The sequence below is a fragment of the Accumulibacter sp. genome, assembly GCF_029255145.1.
Classification (GTDB): Bacteria; Pseudomonadota; Gammaproteobacteria; order Burkholderiales; family Rhodocyclaceae; genus Accumulibacter.
On record NZ_JAPUVQ010000066.1, the window covers coordinates 1 to 17,210 of the forward strand.

Here is a 17,210-nt window from a genome sequence, read left to right on the forward strand (position 1 = left end):
CAAGGCTCATGTCGCGGCAGACTTGCGCCACACTCAGGCCTTGCTCTTTGATCAGTTGAACGACCTGCAGCTTGAAGCTCGGGTCGAACGTCTTGCGTTTTTGGCTCATCAATTGCTCCTCTAACGGTGGATCATCCACCTATCGAGGTGTCCAGGGAAATTAGACCACGTCAGCGGGGATGAACCGCGCTCGAAAAAGCGCATCGTGGTGCGCGTCTTGCGTTCCCCGCAGCCGCGGGGATGAACCGCATTCCTTGTGAGTTCGACCGCGCGTAATCGTGCGTTCCCCGCAGCCGCGGGGATGAACCGCGGGCGCTTATCTGCATGTGTGCTGCCCTCCGGCGTTCCCCGCAGCCGCGGGGATGAACCGGAACGTCCGGTTCATGCTCTCGAGCTGCACGTGCGTTCCCCGCAGCCGCGGGGATGAACCGACAGCAAATGCGTGGGTAGCCGCTCCCTTGCTGCGTTCCCCGCAGCCGCGGGGATGAACCGTCAAGTCTTTTTGCACTATAGCCGTGTCGCACGCGTTCCCCGCAGCCGCGGGGATGAACCGCGGGTATCGGTGCGGGTTTTCGTTATCCACGTGCGTTCCCCGCAGCCGCGGGGATGAACCGCAGGCCGGCGTCTCGTCGTCCGCTGAAATAGCGCGTTCCCCGCAGCCGCGGGGATGAACCGCACTGCCGGAAAGCAAAAACATTCGGGGTCGAGCGTTCCCCGCAGCCGCGGGGATGAACCGGGTACTGTGGATATTAACGAACGAGTGGCGACGCGTTCCCCGCAGCCGCGGGGATGAACCGATTGGCCACCCCTTTGCGCGCCCGGACGCTCAGCGTTCCCCGCAGCCGCGGGGATGAACCGCAAAAACTGTTGCTGCGTCGATCGCTCGACCAGCGTTCCCCGCAGCCGCGGGGATGAACCGTCCAAGAAGCACGTCGACAGTCCGCTGTTGAAGCCTTCCCCGCAGCCGCGGGGATGAACCGGCGCTGGTCTGGGCCACATCGAGCGGCGCGACGCGTTCCCCGCAGCCGCGGGGATGAACCAGGCCAGCACGCCTGGCTGGCGAACTATCGGCGGCGTTCCCCGCAGCCGCGGGGATGAACCGCGGCCGCTTCCGCCGCTTCCTTTGCAATAGCAGCGTTCCCCGCAGCCGCGGGGATGAACCGATGGGGCTGCCAGAGGTGGCAGTCTTCGCCCTGCGTTCCCCGCAGCCGCGGGGATGAACCGTACTGCGGTCTTGAGACTGGCGGCGCTAATACCGCGTTCCCCGCAGCCGCGGGGATGAACCGCAACACTCCGCCCGGAGTGCAACCGCCGAAAAGCGTTCCCCGCAGCCGCGGGGATGAACCGCAGGAGCTTGGCAGAGTTGAACGCCTCGATCGGCGTTCCCCGCAGCCGCGGGGATGAACCGGTACCGCCTGGTGCTACCGGGTTGATAGGAGTGCGTTCCCCGCAGCCGCGGGGATGAACCGGGCGACTTCTTCAGACCACAGCCGCTGCGATGGCGTTCCCCGCAGCCGCGGGGATGAACCGCCTACAGGTCACCAGCGCAAGCATCATCTAAGCGCGTTCCCCGCAGCCGCGGGGATGAACCGCGATACTGATCGTCGGCGCATCCATGATGCTGGCGTTCCCCGCAGCCGCGGGGATGAACCGTGGTACCGGCTGATCGACAACGGCACCGGCAAGCGTTCCCCGCAGCCGCGGGGATGAACCGCAGCTGGTGTCCGATGGCTTCGACACTGGCTAGCGTTCCCCGCAGCCGCGGGGATGAACCGTCCGGGGTGACGATCACCAACAGCGGCACCGCGCGTTCCCCGCAGCCGCGGGGATGAACCGCGCAGGGGGCGAGCCGAGAGGGCGCTGCTGATGCGTTCCCCGCAGCCGCGGGGATGAACCGTCGGTATCGCGGCGGGGAGGGAGGGGGTTCTGGCGTTCCCCGCAGCCGCGGGGATGAACCGTTCCAATTTCGCGACGCACGACCGAAGGCTGCGCGTTCCCCGCAGCCGCGGGGATGAACCGACGAACCCATGCGCGGGGGTGACGAAGAACAAGCGTTCCCCGCAGCCGCGGGGATGAACCGCGCCACGAACCGCAACAGATCGGCCGCCGTGCGCGTTCCCCGCAGCCGCGGTGATGAACCGTACAGCCTGCTGTTTCCCGACCAGATCGAACTGCTGCTCGAGCATCTGGGCGACCTCGGCGGCCTGGCGCTGAGCGCCATCGGCATCGTGCTCGCGCTCTACCTCGCGCTACGCGCCTGGCGCCGCTGGGGAACCGCACGCCGCCTGGCGCGGCTACCACGCGTCCGCCCGGACGAACTCGCCGACTTGATCGCCAGAGGAAGCGAACTGGTCATCGCCGACGTGCGGGCCGCGGCGATGCACGACACGCAAGGTCAACGGATCCCCGGCGCCCGCCACCTCGAATTGGCGACGATAGCGCGGGTCAACACCGACGACTGGCCGGCAGGCGCCGAGGTGGTCACCTACTGCGCCTGCCCGAACGACGCCTCGGCTCTGAAAGCCGCGCAGGTGCTCGGCGAACGGGGATTTCGCGTGCGTGTGCTGGCCGGCGGCATCGACGGCTGGCTGGAAGCGGGCTACGAACTGGAAGTGGCTCGGGCGGTTGCCATCGCCTGACAAGAACCGGTGGCAGCCGCGGCCTTCGCGGCGTACCGCACACGCTCGGTCAGCCGGTGCGGCGACTGCTTGCTGCCAGCCATTGCCGCCGGCGGGCGTCAAGCACGCGCTCGTGTCACGCGCTGCCGCCCAGCCTGGCGACGATGATCCCGATCAGCCAGAGAAAGCCGATAATCTGCGCGAAGAAGAAGCCGAATCGGACCGATGTCACGGCGTTGGTTTGGACGAAACCGGCATGCACCAGCGATTGTGCGATGCGGGCAACGAGAATCGCCACTGCAAGCCCATCGACCAGAGTACCGCCGACGCCGCCAATGTGCAGTGCGATAACGATGGCGGCAAAGACCGGCAAGTTCTCGACGCAGTTTGCGTGTGCCCGCATTGCGCGCTTGTAGCGATCTGCCCCCTCGATCTGATCGGCCCGGAAGGCATTGATCGGTACCCGACCGCTCAGAATCAGGCTCCAGCGGTATACGCCAACCGTGGCCAGCAACAACAGCACGGTCCAGGCAGCGAATCCCAGCAACATCCATACCGGCACGCTCATGGCATCACCTCACGAGGTCTCGCCTGTTCGGAGGAAGCACACGCCTCTCGGCGCCTGCCGCCCACACCACGGCAGCTACGGGGTACGTATCCGCCGGTTCGATCAAATGAACGCCGGCCGTGGTGCAAGGCGGCGGCGTCCCGGCTTCCCGAAGAAGCGCAATGGCGGCGATCGATCGTGCCGTTGTGCTGGACGGCCGTCACGCGCCATGTGCCGACTTGCTGGTGTTGCGTGCTTTGCCGGCCGCTACACGGCGTCCGTGTGGTTGCCGATGGCCAATCGTGCCGTGATCGCTGAAGGCGACCAAGCGGTTTCCGAAAGCAGCGTCGAGCACGAAGCGCAGCGGGCGAATGGGGTTGGAGGCATTTCGCTTTCATTGTTGGACCCTTCCTGCAGAAGTCACGGCTGAATGGTTTCGGACCGTTACCGGCTTGACTCCGTAGCCGATAAGGAATTCGCCCGGGATGGCGTAGGCCTCGCCGCATTTGTGCGATTCCACCGATTGCAGGTATTCCGCGCGCACGGCCGCACGGGTCGCCGCATCGAAGTGCGAATAGGCGAGGGCGACCGGGCCACCGAGGAAGGCCGCATCGCAGGCCTCGTCGGCGCTGGCATAGCGCAGCGTCACCGACAAGCGTTCGGTCGTCACCCCGGTGAGGCCGGCAGCATCGAGAGCATGGTGCAGCGTATCACCTGCGCCGGTGCGAAAGAACAAGGGGCAAACCTCGGACTCGACACGGGCGTCGACGATCGGGAAGATCTCGGCCCAGGCGCATCGACTGCGCTGCCCCCAGACCGACACCGCCACGCGAGCGCCGGGCACGAGCTGTTGCGCCAACACGACGAGTGCGCGCTCCGGGTCCGGCATGTACATCAGGCCGAGGCCGCACAAGCCGACGTTAAACTCGCCGTCCAGATCAGGCAGCGCCTCGGCGTCGCCGCGTTCGAAGCGGCAGTTGTCGAGGCCGAGAGCCCTGGCCGCGGTCTGCGCGGCTTCGACCATCTTCGCCGACAGGTCGATTCCGGTCACCAAACCGGTCTTGCCGACCCTGGCCGCCGCCGCGATGGCCAGAACGCCCGTCCCGCAGGCGACATCGAGCACGCGATCTCCCGGCGCGATGGCGGCGCGTTCGAGTACGCTGCTGGTCGCCGGCAGGAGCCGACTCAACCAGCACTGGTCATAGAAGTCGACGGCGCGATCCCAGCCGTAGCGCTGGATGCGTCTTTGCAGTCGCGCGTCCATCAAGCCACCGCCGCCGCTGTCGGGACGACGCGCGTTGTGCGGCTCACACTCAGCGACTTCTTGAACAGTTGTAGATACGGGCTGCGCTCGTCGGCCTCGTCGAGGACCCGCTGCAGGTCGCTCTCGGGAGCATCGCTGTCGAAGGTCACGAGGTAGGCGAGGCGGCTGTAGTTCGGCACTTCCGCCTGCCCGCAAAACATGCCGCGAAGGTCCGCGTCAACCTGCACTTCGACCTCGACGCCGCGAATCGGCACGCCGAGGTAGGCCGCGCGCATCGAATAGCCGATCGCCAGGCAGGTGCTGAGCGCCGCTCGTACAAAGGTGCTCGGCGTCGGTCCGGTGGCGGTGCCGCCAAGGGGTTCCGGCATGTCGGCGACGAACCGCCAGTCGTCTTCGCTGAACTCGCAGCGCATACCTTCGCGGACGGTCGCCCTGGCAATCACCTGCAATTTCGCGGCACCGGGATGCCTTGAAAAGACGTGTTCGGCGCGTTGCAGCGCCAATTGCATGGCCTCTAGGTTCATCTGTTGTCTCCTGACGGGGTATCGACCGGTGAGCGTTCGGTGCCGGTCTGGTGCTCGCCATGAGTGTCGGGCGGCGGCGTCAAACGGACGTCCCGGACAGCGTCAATCCGCCGTCAATCGTCGTGCGATCTTCCAGGATCTTCAGAATCCGGACGACGAGGCGAGTTCGTCGAGGGCGCCGCCGACAAAGCGCCGCATTTCGGCCCGACTGAGCCGTGGGCGGATACGCCTTGCTTCGGCAACTGCCTCGACCGCCTCGGACGCCTTGCCAAGCTTCGCCAGGACCATCGCCAGGACGATCCGGGCGGGATAGAACTTTGCATCCGACCGGCAAGCGCCGTGGGCGGCGTCGAGCGCTTCGTCGAGCCGGTTGAGCCGGACCAGGCCACTGGCCAGGGCGGTCAGCCAGACCGAGCGACGGTAGTCGGTCGGACTGGTCCGCAGACCGCGGCGCAGCGCCTCGACGGCGGTCGCGAATTGCATCTGCAGCAAGCGGGTGGCGCCGAGCGCCGCCCAGGCCTGCGCATTGTTCGGATTGTCCTCGATCGCACGTTCCAGCAGCGGCACGGCGCGAGCCGGATCGCCCAGGTGGGCAATGGCGCAAGCGGCGAGGCCGAGAACTTCGGATCGGGTCGGTTCGAGCTCCAGCGCCTTTTCCGCGTCGGCGCGGGCCTCGTCCCGGGCCGTGTCGCCGCGGAGCAATCCCCAGTCCTGGGCGAAGGCCATGATCAGGGCCTTGTGCGCCCGTGCGAGTGCAAGTTTGGGATCGAGCGCGATCGCCTCCCGAAACAGGCGCACGGCGTCGTCCACAGCATCTTCGGACCATCCGGCCGAGAACAACGCGCTGCCGGCCTGGTGCGTCTTGTGCCAGGCATCCGGTCGGTCGTCGTCGCGATCGCCGCCATCGCCGCCACCGGCCTCGGCGAGCGTCAGTTGTTGCTCGATCCTGGCGGTCGTTCCGGCAACGAAGTTGTCGACATCGGCAGTACCGCCGCGCAACGCCAGATCCTGCTGCAGGCTCCACAGGTACTGGGCTTTTTCGCCATCGACGATCTGGACGGCGATGCGCAGACAGCCGGCTTCGGGCTGGCGCAGGCTGCCGGTGACCAGGTAGCTGGCTTCCAGCACGCGCGCGAGCTGCGCTAGATCGTCGGGATTCGGCCGCATCGCCGCGACGACCGCGGGCTGCACGACGACCCGGAAGCCGGGCACGCGCGCGAGTTGCCTGCTGATGTCCTCGGCAATGGCCGCGGCAAGCGAGTCGAGCTCCGGGCTGCGTGCGGAGTTGGCGAACGGCACGACTGCAACGACGCGCTGGCCGTCTCCTTCGCGGCCGCGTAGCGTGACGCTTTCCCGGCGGATCGAATCATGGAGCGCCTGCGTCGCTGCGTCGGGCTCTACCTGAAGCTGCTTGAGCAGCAGTTCCCGGCAGAGCTTGTATTGGTACAGCGCTTCGCTGCGCCGGCCGAGGGCCTCAAGCGAGCGCATCAGCGCGCGGTGAGCGTCCTCGTTCGCCGGATCGCCAGCAAGCAGGCGCTGCAGTAGTCGCACCGCGGCCTCGTGCTTCGCTTGTCCCGCGTGGTGTGACGCAAGCCGCGTCAGTGCGGCCACCGCCGCCTGCGACAACCGCCTGCGCGCGGCGCCCAACCACTCCTCGAACGCCTCCTCTTTGGCGGACAGTCCGTCGAGCAAAGGCCCGCTGTCGAGCGCCAGCGCACGCTCGAGCTCAGCGGGGTCGGCGCTCGCCGTGAGCGCGGCAAATTCGGTCGCGTCGGCTGTGCAAACGCAGCTGTCCAGCCGTAGCGTTTCGCCGCTCGCTTCGACCACCGGGGCATCTCGCCGCAAGGCCGTGAGCACCTGGCGCAGGCTGTGCCGGGCGCGCTCCTCGGCCAGATCGCCCCAGAATATCGCCGCGATGCGCTCGCGCGTGACGGCCGCCGGACTGTGGACGGCGAGAACGGCGAGCATGCCCTTTGCCTTGCGCGATGCGACGGTGATTTCCCGGCCGCCCTCGTCGTCGAGGCGAAAGCCGCCGAGCAGCGTCAGACGGAATTTCGGCATGTCGTTGGATTGGCTGGCAGCTGAATTAGAATCGCCATGACCCCGGATTTCTCTGCTAGCAGCCCGTCGGACTTGACGCCGGCCAAGCCGGCGCATTTCACAATGCGGGACAGGAATCCGGACGTCATTGTGTTTCCTGGTTTCTGGAGGGTTTTCCGCTCACTTTCCCTCCTGTAGACGCAACACGTCCATGCGCTTCAAATTCCACGCCAGGCAAACCAGCGTCCACTCGCCGGTGACTTTCTTCAATCCGCGCAGAGCGAAGCGGCGAAAGCCCATCACGGACTTGATGATCCCGAACACCGGCTCGACCGTCTGCTGGCGTAAGGCGTAGCGTGCTCGCCCTTCCCTGGTCTTCAGACGATGGGACATGGCCTGAACTGGCGTGGCATCGGCGATCCGGGAGTCCACGGCGCCGAGCACCCCGGCCTGTGCCTTGAGGGTGGCCAGCATCGGCTCGACCTGCTCCTTGTCCTTGGGGGCTTGTGTCACCCCGGTGGCGACCACCAGCATGGTGGCCGCATCGGCCGCTGCCTGGGCGTTGTACGCTTGCTCGAAGCCGCCACCAGCCACCGGCATGATGCGGGATTCGTCGTCGGTCAGATTGATCTGGTCACTGTCTCGTGGTCCGGGCTCCGGCGCCTTGGCTGGCTTTCCTCCCAATTTCTTGCCCGTTGCCTCTTCCTTGGCGGCACGGCCGGCGATTTTCTCGTCGTACTCGGCTTTCTCTCGCTGATAGCGCTCCTCGGCCCGGGCGGCAATCTTGGCTTTGGCTGCGGCCATCGCCGCCAGCCGATCCTCGTGGCGCTTGAGTTCCTCAGGCAGACTGACACCATCCGGGATCTCGGCTTGATCCGCTTGCTCGGCCAGCGCGAGCAATTCCTGAACCTCGGCCTTGAGCTGCGCTTCCAGTTTTTCGATGTGCCCGTGTGACAATGCACTGTGCCGCGAGGCGTTGGCCTCGATCTTGGTGCCGTCAAAACAGATGTTACCCACCTTGAGTATCTTCATTTCCTTGGCCATTTTCAGGATCTGCAGAAACAGGTCGCTGAGTTCGTCAAGGAAACGGCGGCGGAAGGTGGCCAGGCTGTCGTGATCGGGGTGGTGGTTGGCAGCAATGAAGCGAAACGCCACGGAATCGTAGGTCGCCTGCTCCAGCCTGCGGCTGGAGAAGATACCCGTGGCGTAGCCATAGACCAGAATCGCCAGCAGGGTCGCCGGATGGTAGGCTTTCGAGCCGCGCCCAGCGTACTGCCGCGTCAGTTCGGAAAGATCCAGCTGGTCGATCACCTCAACAATGAATCGTGCCAGGTGATCCTCGTTCAGCCAATCATCCACCGACGGCGGTAGCAGATAGTCGGTCTTGCGGTCAGCGACGATGAAGTTGGCCATGCCACGACCCGGTTGCTCGACGAGCTATGATTTTATCATGTTCGCTTCAGGGGACGGGAAAGTCCGACAGGCTGCTAGACTGAACGCAGCCGTTTAGGGTGCCTTCGGAATGACTGCAGGGCCCTGCCAGACGTGTGTCGTACAGTGGTTCTTCGTCAGATCTGCGGTGAGTCTGGCGGTGGCGGCAGAGAGCGGGATATGTTTCGAGGCGCAGAGCGCCCGCCTGTCACCACCGATTGGAACCTGACACAGTTCTTCTCTTCTCACCGATTCAAAACTGACAGCGTTCCCCACAGACGCGGGGCGTTATCTGCACGACACCATGAAGCAGTACGGCGGCAACGTTCAGGCGATGATTGCCGACTACAACGGCGGGCCGCGGCAGGTACTGCGGTTGCTGAATGGCGAGCCGCCGAACGCCGCAGAGACCCTCGCCTATCTCGATCACGTGCGCGACGCACAAGCCGGCCGACCTTCGAGGACGGCACCGCCTACCCGCATGGGGTCCTGCCGGCATCCGACGACACACGGCGCGAGGCGCGGATCAGCGCGTCGTTGATCAAGCACCTTCACGATTTGCGGCCAATGATCGCTCGCGACGGGCTACAGCGCCTGGACGACGGCACGCTCCACGTCGACGAGGTGTTGCCCAACCTGAACCGGGCAGATCGAGCGCAGCTGGTCCTCAATGACGCGAGAGAAGGACAGAAGGTGCCAAGTCACGGCGTGACCGTGCTTGAGGTCGAAGCGAACGGCAAAGGGTCGATGTCGACGCGTCAATGACTGCTCCGGGCCGGAGCAAGGCTCTGCGCGAAGCACGCCAAATGAAGCACGAAAGACAGGGGGCGCAAAAGAAAGCATCCGGAGCGGAGGGACAGCAGCCAGGACCAGCGCCCCGATTCCCCTCATCTTCATTGACTGATCGGCGAGCCGATCAACCTCACGCGGCAGCTGATTTTCCAACACTCACCCCGGAAGAAGCCAGTATAGCAAGGCCTTACCAGTATCTGCGGCAGGCGCGCGAGTTGAAGGCGCAGAACGGGACGGCCAAGGCAGAAGGTGCGGCGGTATCCTCATCCTCGTTGTCCGCTGATGTACACCAGCAGCATCACCCGGCAGCCGAGTTTCCGAAGCTCAGCCAAAACCCTGCCGCAAGCGTAGCACAGCCGGAGCTGACCGCCGCACCACAGGCCGCCGTCGAACTGGTCCACGAAGCTCGTCTGAAGGCGCAGCGCGCGCAACTGCAGGTGATCAAGACCGCGCAACTGCTCGACTTCGTTCGGGGTGGCGACAGCATCGAGGCCGGGTTCGAACGTCTTGGCTCGCACATCGCCTTCGATGTGGGCAGCAAGTGCGGCATCACCAGCGTTGAAAAGGAGGCCATCGCCGAAGGTCGGCGGATGGTCGGCAAGCTCGTTGCCGATCCCGAATACACGCAGCTGATGACCTCCCCGGGGGGCCGCGAGCTGTTCAACGAGACGACGAAGCGTCCAGGCAGCGCTTCAACCGGGCTGGCGGCGACATCGGATACCTGGGAAACTGGTCTGTTCCCCAGCACCACAGCCAGGTGCGCGTTGCCATCGCCGGCAAGGCGAAGTGGATAGCGGACACGCTGCCCAAGCTCGACCGTCGCCAGTACATGACCGAAGACGGGATCCCGATGACCGACGCGCAAATGACCGGCTTCCTCGGTCATGCCTATGAGTCGATCGCCACCGATGGCGCTAACAAGGTCACGCCTGGCGCCTACAACGGCACCGGTGCCCGCGCCAACCGGGGTAGCGCCTCGCGCGCGCTGCACTTCGCGGACGCTGACAGCTACACGGCGTATCAATCGCTGTACGGCGAGAAGATGATTCAGCAAGTGATGAACAACCATCCGCTGGCCATCGGCAAAGGTCTGGCGCTGGTCGAAGCATTCGGAACCAACGCGTTACCCGCGGGCGCGGGGATGGACCGACCAGGGCAGGCACAAGGCCTGCCCCTACGGGGCGTTCCTCGCCGGTGCGGGGGTGAGCCATCGCGTGGCGACCGGTGACGGGGTTGCTCTTGGCGGCTTCCCTGCGGTTTCCCCGGATGCGAAGCGACGTTTGATCTGGTACGGGTCACCAGCCGGGAGGATCCGATACGCTCAGGCAAGCTACCTGATCCGCGGGCGCCGGATCGTGCACCGCGAGCCAGATCTTGATCACCTCGTACACGATCACCGTGGCGTAGCTCACCGCCATCCACACCAGCGGTTCCTCGATCGGCAGGCCGTACCAGGCATCGATATGGATGCCAATCATCGCTTCCGGCCGGAAGCCCCACCAGCCGTACGGCACGGCCAGCGTGACTTCCCAGAGCAGACTGATGAGCAGCATCAGCAGGAAGGTGAAGCTGAACGCGCGCCAGTTGATGAACGAGCGGGCGGTGTGGAAGAGCGCCACCGAGGGCACCAGGGCGCCGAGCGTGAGATAGGTGAAATACCAGGGGAAGCCTGCCGGCGCGCCCGAGAACCAGCGTTTGTACGTGGCGGCGGCGGCGATCAGCGCGATGCCGAACCAGACCGACGGATAGTGCGGGCGGACGAAGCGCACGATGGCGTGCGCCTGGGCGCGGTAGTCGGGCACGTTGTAGGCGCTCATCCAGTATTCGTCGGCCCAGACGTAGCTCAGCAGCGCGGCCATGAATCCGCTGAGGTAGAAGACGAACTCCTCGACCGGCAGCGCGCCGCCGACGGCTGGAACCTTGATTCCCAGCGTCGCGCGCTGATTGCCGAAGACGAAGAAGGCGTTGCCGAAAGCCAGGTCGAGCACGAAGCCCAGCGGCACCAGCACGGCCAGCGTTCGCCAGAACGCCCGGCGCGGGAAGTGCAGCGCCGGCCGGCGGGCGAACCAGCCACCGAGCACCGCCACCGGCACGATGAACAGCAGCAGGCTCCAGGTGTAACCGTAGGGCGTCGGGTTGTCGGAGGCGACGTTCAGCACGCCCGGATGTTCGACGCTCGACAGGGTCAGCGCCGTCGGCACGATCAGCATCGCGGCGAGCAGGACTGGCACCCGGTAGGGCTGTCCAGACGGCCACCGCCCGTGCCTGCGATCGTTCTCTACGCGGTGTGCGGTTTCGTCGGTTTCCATGTCGGGCCCTGTGTCGATCGGAAGTCGGGACATTCTGCGCCAAGGTCGTTCGTCTTTGAAGCGGCAGCCGCCGCCCGCCAGGCGATGGGGCGACGGGAATCATTGATATTTTCCGACGGTCTGTTGTCTTCCGTGTGCTTTCGGCAAAGCTGCAAACCCCCCGCAACCCGACGCACGCCGCCGCAGCGCGGGGGCGATCTAGCTCCTGGAGGATTCCCGGGCGGACAGGAAGGGCGGCGGTACCCTGCCGCTCGGCGACTCAGCCTGGCGGCGCTTCAGCGTCTTTGGCGGCGGCAGCCTGGGCGCGGGCCAGCGCCTCGGTATTGCTCCAATGCATCCACGCGAACGGATCGAGCGCAACGGTCGACACGTGGCGCTGCAAGGTGACGAGGTAGTCGAACGGCTCGATCTGGCGCTGTTCAGCGGTATGAATCAGGCTCATGAACAGATCGCCGACCCGCGCAGCGTTCAAGGTCCGATAGAACAACGCGTTTGTCCGATCCCCGCGATCCCTGAACTGCTGGCGCCCCTGGCGCTGGAAGGCTGTATCGTCACCATCGATGCCATGGGCACGCAGCCAAAGGCAATCGGCCGAAGCTGGCCGAAGCGAGGTGCGTCGCTGCCATGTCCTCAACCAGCTTGACTGTTTGCACGCCCCCGAGCGTTGGTGAGCCTGGCAGTCGTTTGCCGTAATCACCACCGAGCGAAGGATCAGGGGGAAAGCGACCTCCACAGATAGGCGCACCCATATCAGCAGCCTGGCCCCTGACGCCCAGCGCATGAAGCAAAGCGTTCGCTTGCAGTGGCGTGTCGAAAACAGTCTGCCTGGTGCATGGATGGGGCTTTTGGCGACGACCGGATGCGAGCCGGCACCGATCATGCCGCTGACACCCTCGCTGTCTTGCACCAGTTCGTCTTGACCCTGCTCCGCGTCGCCCCCGTCCGCCGCACGGGCGGACTCAAGGTTCAGCGCCTGATCGCAGCCACTTCCGACACCTTCCGCGCTCAACTCCTGGGTCTTGTATGAGATTCATGCGATTGCCCTGCGACGCCGCTCCGGCGATTGACCGCGGTCGACCGCGACACCTATACTCTTCGACATTGGCCTCTGGCGTGGTGTTGTCGGCTGACGTGTCGCACGCTGGAGTGCGGCATGCCCTACGGCGTCGCCGCCAGCGATGGCCTTGCCAGCTCACCAGGAGGAAATCCCGTGCGATGAGAGTCTTCCAGATCCAGGACGACTGGGGAATGGACCATCTGCAGTTGGCCATCCGCCCCGATCCGCGGCCCGGCCCCGGGCAAGTGCTGTTGCGGATGAAAGCGGCTTCGCTCAATTACCGCGACCTGGTCGTACCGAACCGCGGCTACGGATCGTTTACCGGGACGCTGCCGCTGATTCCGGTTTCCGACGGCGTCGGCGAAGTCGTCGAGGTCGGCGCCAGCGTGAGCCGTGTGCGCGTCGGTGATCGCGTCTGTCCTTGTTTCCACCAAGGCTGGCTGGCCGGTGCCCCCGATCTCGAGCGGCTCACGCAGACGCTCGGCGGGCCGGTCGACGGGATGATGGCCGATCTGGTGTGCCTGCCCGAGGGTGGCGTCGTCAACGTGCCCGCCCACCTCAGCGACGAAGAGGCGGCAACGCTGCCCTGTGCGGCGCTCACGGCGTGGAGCGCGGTCGTGACCTACGACACGCTCGGTCCCGGAGCGCGCGTGCTGGTGCAGGGAACCGGCGGCGTGGCTCTGTTCGCACTGCAGTTCGCGAAGCTGCTGGGAGCGCACGTGACGGTCATTTCTTCGAGCGACGAGAAGCTGGCGCGCGCGCAGGCGCTCGGCGCCGACGCCGGGATCAACTACCTGACGACGCCCGAATGGGCGAAGGCGGCGCGTGCGATTACCGGCGGCCGCGGCTTCGATCACATCGTCGAACTCGGCGGCGAGCAGACCTTGCCGCAGTCCTTGCGCTGCATCAAGCCGGGTGGAACGTTGTCGATGATCGGCGTGTTGTCCGGCTCCAGCCTCGCCGCGCCGCTGGGACTGGTGGTGACGCGCATGGTCCGCCTGCAGGGGATCACCGTCGGTCATCGCGACGGTTTCGAGGCGATGCTGCGGGCGATCGGGCAACATCGGCTGCAGCCGGCGATTGACCGCGTTTTCGCCTTCGAAGAACTCAAGGAAGCGATGGCCCGGCTCAAGAGCGGCGCGCATTTCGGCAAGATTTGCATCCGCCATTGAGAGCTCGCGGCCGACCGCCGGCCGGCGGCGGACGACAATCGACCCCTTGGTCCCCGCGGTTCCGGGGGATCGGCGACGCTCCTTGGACCGCGTGATGCCCGGCCCTGCCAAGCACCCCTCCTTGCGCATCGTTCATTCCGAGGAACTGCACGCCAGGGTCGTTCGCCTCCTGGACACGCTCGAGAACGCCGAGGACCCGACCGTACACCGCAGTTCGCTGGCCGATCTGGTGGTCGAACTGACGAACAGCGGCATGGATTACTGTTTTCTCAAGCCGCTCGAATTGGCCAAGGTGGGTTTCGTGCTGCAGCAGTCGGCCAATCTCGGGGTGGCCGGCGCCACCCGGATCATCGCCCCGATGATCCGCAGCGTCATCGGTCGGCTGGAGAAGACGCAGTTGCTGGTCGTTGGCGGCTATCTGCGGCAGTTGATCGGTGCGCCGCGCCGGCGCTAGGCGCGCGTCCCGATGGCGCCCGCCATCCGGGCGGGAAGGCCGTTCCCGTCATCGGCCGGCAAGGGCGGTTCATCGCCCAACTCCCGAGACCTGCGAGGCCGTGGCGGTCGGGCTCGGCGGGGATTGCTCATTCAGTTCCAACCAATTGGAGGGGTGTCGGTCATAATTCCCGGAAAAGGTCGATTAGTTTGCCGGCAGTCACTCTTGCTTGCCCCATGATTCGACGGCCGCGCGCTGGGCAGCAGCGACGACGTCCGTGCGTCCTTCGATAAGATGCACTGGAAAATATTCCGAGCACGGTAGCAGGCTCTTCGATCCTTCGGCCGGATTGTCGATACAGTGCACTCCTTGGCTGCGGCGTTGTTTATGGAGCCGGCGACGGTGTTCGTGCCAGCGTGCGGGTCGCGTGCGTTTCGGATCGTCGTGGTTGGTGAGGGAGTAGTGATGATCAGAAAACTGGTCTTGCCGGTACGGAAATTGCTGAACCGAACGTTGCGAAACCTGTTCAATTTCCTCCCCAGGAAGAGGCGCTTCGCTGTCTATCGCAACTTCGTCGATTGCAATCCGAATCCGGACGAGCGGCTAGTTCTGAAGATCGCTGAAACAAAGGAGGAACTTGAAGCGTGCTTTGCCCTGTTGCACGACGCCTACGTCGCCAACGGTTTCATGAACCCGGATCCCTCCGGAATGCGCGTCACCATCTACCACGCCTTGCCGACGACCACGACCCTGTGCGCGAAGTACGACGGCGAAGTGGTCGGCACCCTGTCCTTGATCAGGGAGAGCCGGCTGGGCTTTCCGCTACAGCGAATCTTTGATCTGACGGCACTGCGCGAGAAGAAGGGAAAGATCGCCGAGGTCTCGGCGTTGGCGATCCACAAGCGCTTTCGTAGAACCGGTGGCAGCATCCTGTTCCCGCTGATGAAGTTCATGTACGAGTATTGCACGACCTTCTTCGACACCCGGCACCTGGTGATCGCGGTCAACCCCAGTCACATCGAAATGTACGAGTCATTGCTGTTCTTTAAGCGCCTGACCCAGAATGTCGTCGAGAATTACGATTTCGTGAATGGTGCGCCAGCGGTCGGGGCGACGCTCGATCTGCGCTCTGCCCCCGAGATCTTCAAGTACCACTACGGGTCGAAGCCACCCAAACGGAACCTGTACGCATTTTTCACGCAGGTGAAATTGCCCAACATCAAGCTGCCACAACGTCGCTTCTACACCACCAACGATCCGGTGCTGACGCCGGAACTGCTCGATCACTTCTTCAATGTGCGGACCAGCGTCTTCGCTCGGCTCAGCGATCGCAAGAAATCCCTGATGCACACCATCTACGATCTGCCAGCCTATCAGGCCGTTTTGCCGGCATGCCCGGCGGTCCTGCCGGAAGTCCTGGAAGGCAAACAGGACGAGGCACATCGCCGGCGCCACCGCCGCTTTTCGGTCAGGTGTCCGGCGAACTTTCTGACCGTCGCTGCCGATGGGACGGAGAGCTGTATCAGCCTGGAACTTGTCCAGCTGTCGCGCTACGGGTTCCAGGCGCACACCCTGGCACTGGTTCCGATCAACGTCTGGGGCGAGATGACGATCCAGCTGGGTCCCGCCGAGGTGTCGAGAATCCAGGTTTCGGCGTCGCGGGAGTCGGAGGGCGGGATCTATGGCTTCCGTTTGGGCGAACCGGATCTGATCTGGCGCAAGTTCGTCAATGCCCTGTACAGCGGCAGCACGCACGCCGACCTCGAAGACGCGACGCGCTTCATGACCGACCGCTGAAGCGTCGGGGTGAGCGCGGTGGCGGCGCCGGCAAGGCCCCGTCCGGCGTTCCGCTACCGCGCCCTGACCGACCTTCCGGCGCGCTGCCCCGGCTCGTCATCGCCAGACGCTTGCATGCGCCGTCGATAGTGTGCCGGTGCGGAGCCGGTCCAGCGCCGGAAAGCGCGGAAGAATGCAGCACTGTCGGCGAAGCCGAGGTCGGCGGCAATCTGTGACAGGGCTTGCCTGGTCTTGGCCAGGCGGTTGATCGCCACGTCGCGCCGCAAGGCGTCCTTGGTCGCCTGGAAGCTCGATCCCTCGTCTTCCAGCCGGCGATGCAGGGTGCGTGGCGACAGATGCAGCGCGCGCGCTACTTCAGCCAGCGAGCGGGAAGCTGGCAGCGCATCGCGCAGTGCATCGCGGACGCGCAGGACCGTTTCGCGGTCGCGCCGGTAGAGCATCGTCAGCTTGCCCGGTGCGCCATCGAGAAAAGCCTGCAGCGCAGCTTCATCGCGGCGGACCGGCAACTCCAGCAGGTTGGCGGCGAAGCTGGCGGTTAGCAGTTCGGCGTCGAAGGTCGAGCGCGCGGTGAAGATCAGCGCATAATCATCGGCGTGCACCGGACGCGGGTAAGGGAAGACCACCGAATCGAAGACGATGTTGCGCCCGACCAGCCAGGAAAGCAGTCCGTGCAGCAGGCGCAGCAGCCATTCGAAGGCGAAGACCCGGCCGATCGGCAGCGGGCGCGTTTCGCCGATGCACAGGCGGGCCTGCTCGGGATGGTTCTCGAGGCAGACCGCCAGGTCGGGCAGCACCAGGCGCAGGAATCGCGCACTGCGCGCGATGGCTTCGGCCAGTGTCGGCGCGGTGATGCAGCTGCGACAGAGAAACTCGAAGCTGCCGACGCGCATCGGCGCCGAAAAGAGTCCGAAGGCTTCGTCGTCGAGTTCATGGTTGATCAGGTTGTAGAGCGTCGCGTAGCGGTCGACGGGAATCCGCGCTGCCGGGTCGTCGAGCAGTTGCGGGGCGATGTTGGCGCGTTCGAGCAGCGGCGCCGTATCGTGCCCCGCGTGCTGCAGACCGGCCAGCATTCCCTGCACGAAAGCGATGGCCACCGTCGCGCGTGCCGGTGCCGACACCCGGCCGGTTGCCGGGGCGGCTAGGGGTGCATTCCTGGCAGTCTTCTCCGGGAGTCGCATGGCTTTCACGCAAGGTCGTGTATTGACAGGATATTTCAAGTTGGCGAG

General features: G+C 65.2%; 15 protein-coding genes, 1 pseudogene and 1 CRISPR repeat array. Of the genes and pseudogenes, 8 read left to right on the forward strand and 8 right to left on the reverse strand.

Translation table 11 applies throughout. From position 1 onward, the window contains the following. The coding region (locus Q1L50_RS06875; RefSeq protein ID WP_300337052.1) for a transposase at positions 1-109 on the reverse strand (109 nt) is incomplete at its 3' end. A 49-nt stretch (positions 110-158) separates the two neighbouring features. Continuing rightward, positions 159-2,141: a CRISPR direct-repeat array (repeat unit 29 nt; unit sequence GCGTTCCCCGCAGCCGCGGGGATGAACCG). An 87-nt stretch (positions 2,142-2,228) separates the two neighbouring features. On the opposite strand from Q1L50_RS06875, the gene Q1L50_RS06880 reads away from it, so the two are divergent. Then, on the forward strand, positions 2,229-2,639 hold the full coding sequence (locus Q1L50_RS06880) for a rhodanese-like domain-containing protein (protein WP_300337006.1): 411 nt from the start codon (positions 2,229-2,231) through the stop codon (positions 2,637-2,639). Positions 2,640-2,754: 115 nt separating this feature from the next. On the opposite strand, the gene Q1L50_RS06885 is transcribed toward Q1L50_RS06880, so the two are convergent. The 5 genes from Q1L50_RS06885 to Q1L50_RS06905 form a co-directional block, all read right to left on the reverse strand. Then, a complete protein-coding gene (locus Q1L50_RS06885) occupies positions 2,755-3,186 on the reverse strand; it encodes an MAPEG family protein (RefSeq protein ID WP_300337008.1) in 432 nt (143 codons plus the stop codon). 373 nt (positions 3,187-3,559) lie between these two features. Then, a complete protein-coding gene (locus Q1L50_RS06890; RefSeq protein ID WP_300337010.1) occupies positions 3,560-4,429 on the reverse strand; it encodes a methyltransferase domain-containing protein in 870 nt (289 codons plus the stop codon). Continuing rightward, positions 4,429-4,953 (reverse strand): OsmC family protein, encoded by a 525-nt coding sequence (locus Q1L50_RS06895; protein ID WP_300337012.1) that lies wholly within the window; start codon positions 4,951-4,953, stop codon positions 4,429-4,431. Before Q1L50_RS06895 ends, Q1L50_RS06890 begins: the two co-directional genes overlap by 1 nt. 141 nt (positions 4,954-5,094) lie before the next feature. Continuing rightward, on the reverse strand, positions 5,095-7,014 hold the full coding sequence (locus tag Q1L50_RS06900; protein WP_300337014.1) for a BTAD domain-containing putative transcriptional regulator: 1,920 nt from the start codon (positions 7,012-7,014) through the stop codon (positions 5,095-5,097). 159 nt (positions 7,015-7,173) lie between these two features. Further along, on the reverse strand, positions 7,174-8,406 hold the full coding sequence (locus Q1L50_RS06905) for a transposase (RefSeq protein ID WP_300337016.1): 1,233 nt from the start codon (positions 8,404-8,406) through the stop codon (positions 7,174-7,176). Positions 8,407-8,991: 585 nt separating this feature from the next. Between Q1L50_RS06905 and Q1L50_RS06910 the strand changes: the two genes are divergently transcribed. The 3 genes from Q1L50_RS06910 (at position 8,992) to Q1L50_RS06920 (ending at position 10,444) form a co-directional block, all read left to right on the forward strand. Next, entirely contained in the window at positions 8,992-9,189 is a 198-nt protein-coding gene (locus Q1L50_RS06910) for a hypothetical protein (protein WP_300337018.1), read from the forward strand. A gap of 242 nt (positions 9,190-9,431) precedes the next feature. Continuing rightward, entirely contained in the window at positions 9,432-10,010 is a 579-nt protein-coding gene (locus Q1L50_RS06915; RefSeq protein ID WP_300337020.1) for a hypothetical protein, read from the forward strand. Continuing rightward, the gene (locus tag Q1L50_RS06920) at positions 9,974-10,444 is read left to right on the forward strand and encodes a hypothetical protein (protein ID WP_300337022.1); all 471 of its coding nucleotides are present in this window, start codon (positions 9,974-9,976) and stop codon (positions 10,442-10,444) included. Before Q1L50_RS06915 ends, Q1L50_RS06920 begins: the two co-directional genes overlap by 37 nt. 67 nt (positions 10,445-10,511) lie before the next feature. On the opposite strand, the gene Q1L50_RS06925 is transcribed toward Q1L50_RS06920, so the two are convergent. Then, a complete protein-coding gene (locus Q1L50_RS06925) occupies positions 10,512-11,447 on the reverse strand; it encodes a lycopene cyclase domain-containing protein (protein WP_300337024.1) in 936 nt (311 codons plus the stop codon). Positions 11,448-12,030: 583 nt separating this feature from the next. Here Q1L50_RS06925 and Q1L50_RS06930 point away from each other — a divergent pair. The 4 genes and pseudogenes from Q1L50_RS06930 to Q1L50_RS06945 form a co-directional block, all read left to right on the forward strand. Further along, positions 12,031-12,552, forward strand: a pseudogene (locus Q1L50_RS06930) (ISAs1 family transposase); the annotation flags it as partial. Between the two features lie 188 nt (positions 12,553-12,740). After that, positions 12,741-13,754, forward strand: a complete 1,014-nt coding sequence (locus Q1L50_RS06935; RefSeq protein WP_300337026.1) for an NAD(P)-dependent alcohol dehydrogenase — start codon at positions 12,741-12,743, stop codon at positions 13,752-13,754. Positions 13,755-13,848: 94 nt separating this feature from the next. Continuing rightward, complete coding sequence (locus Q1L50_RS06940) at positions 13,849-14,208, forward strand: hypothetical protein (RefSeq protein ID WP_300337027.1); 360 nt, start codon at positions 13,849-13,851, stop codon at positions 14,206-14,208. A 444-nt stretch (positions 14,209-14,652) separates the two neighbouring features. Continuing rightward, the gene (locus Q1L50_RS06945) at positions 14,653-15,984 is read left to right on the forward strand and encodes a hypothetical protein (RefSeq protein WP_300337029.1); all 1,332 of its coding nucleotides are present in this window, start codon (positions 14,653-14,655) and stop codon (positions 15,982-15,984) included. Between the two features lie 53 nt (positions 15,985-16,037). On the opposite strand, the gene Q1L50_RS06950 is transcribed toward Q1L50_RS06945, so the two are convergent. After that, on the reverse strand, positions 16,038-17,162 hold the full coding sequence (locus Q1L50_RS06950) for an AraC family transcriptional regulator (RefSeq protein ID WP_300337054.1): 1,125 nt from the start codon (positions 17,160-17,162) through the stop codon (positions 16,038-16,040). Positions 17,163-17,210: the final 48 nt, after the last annotated feature.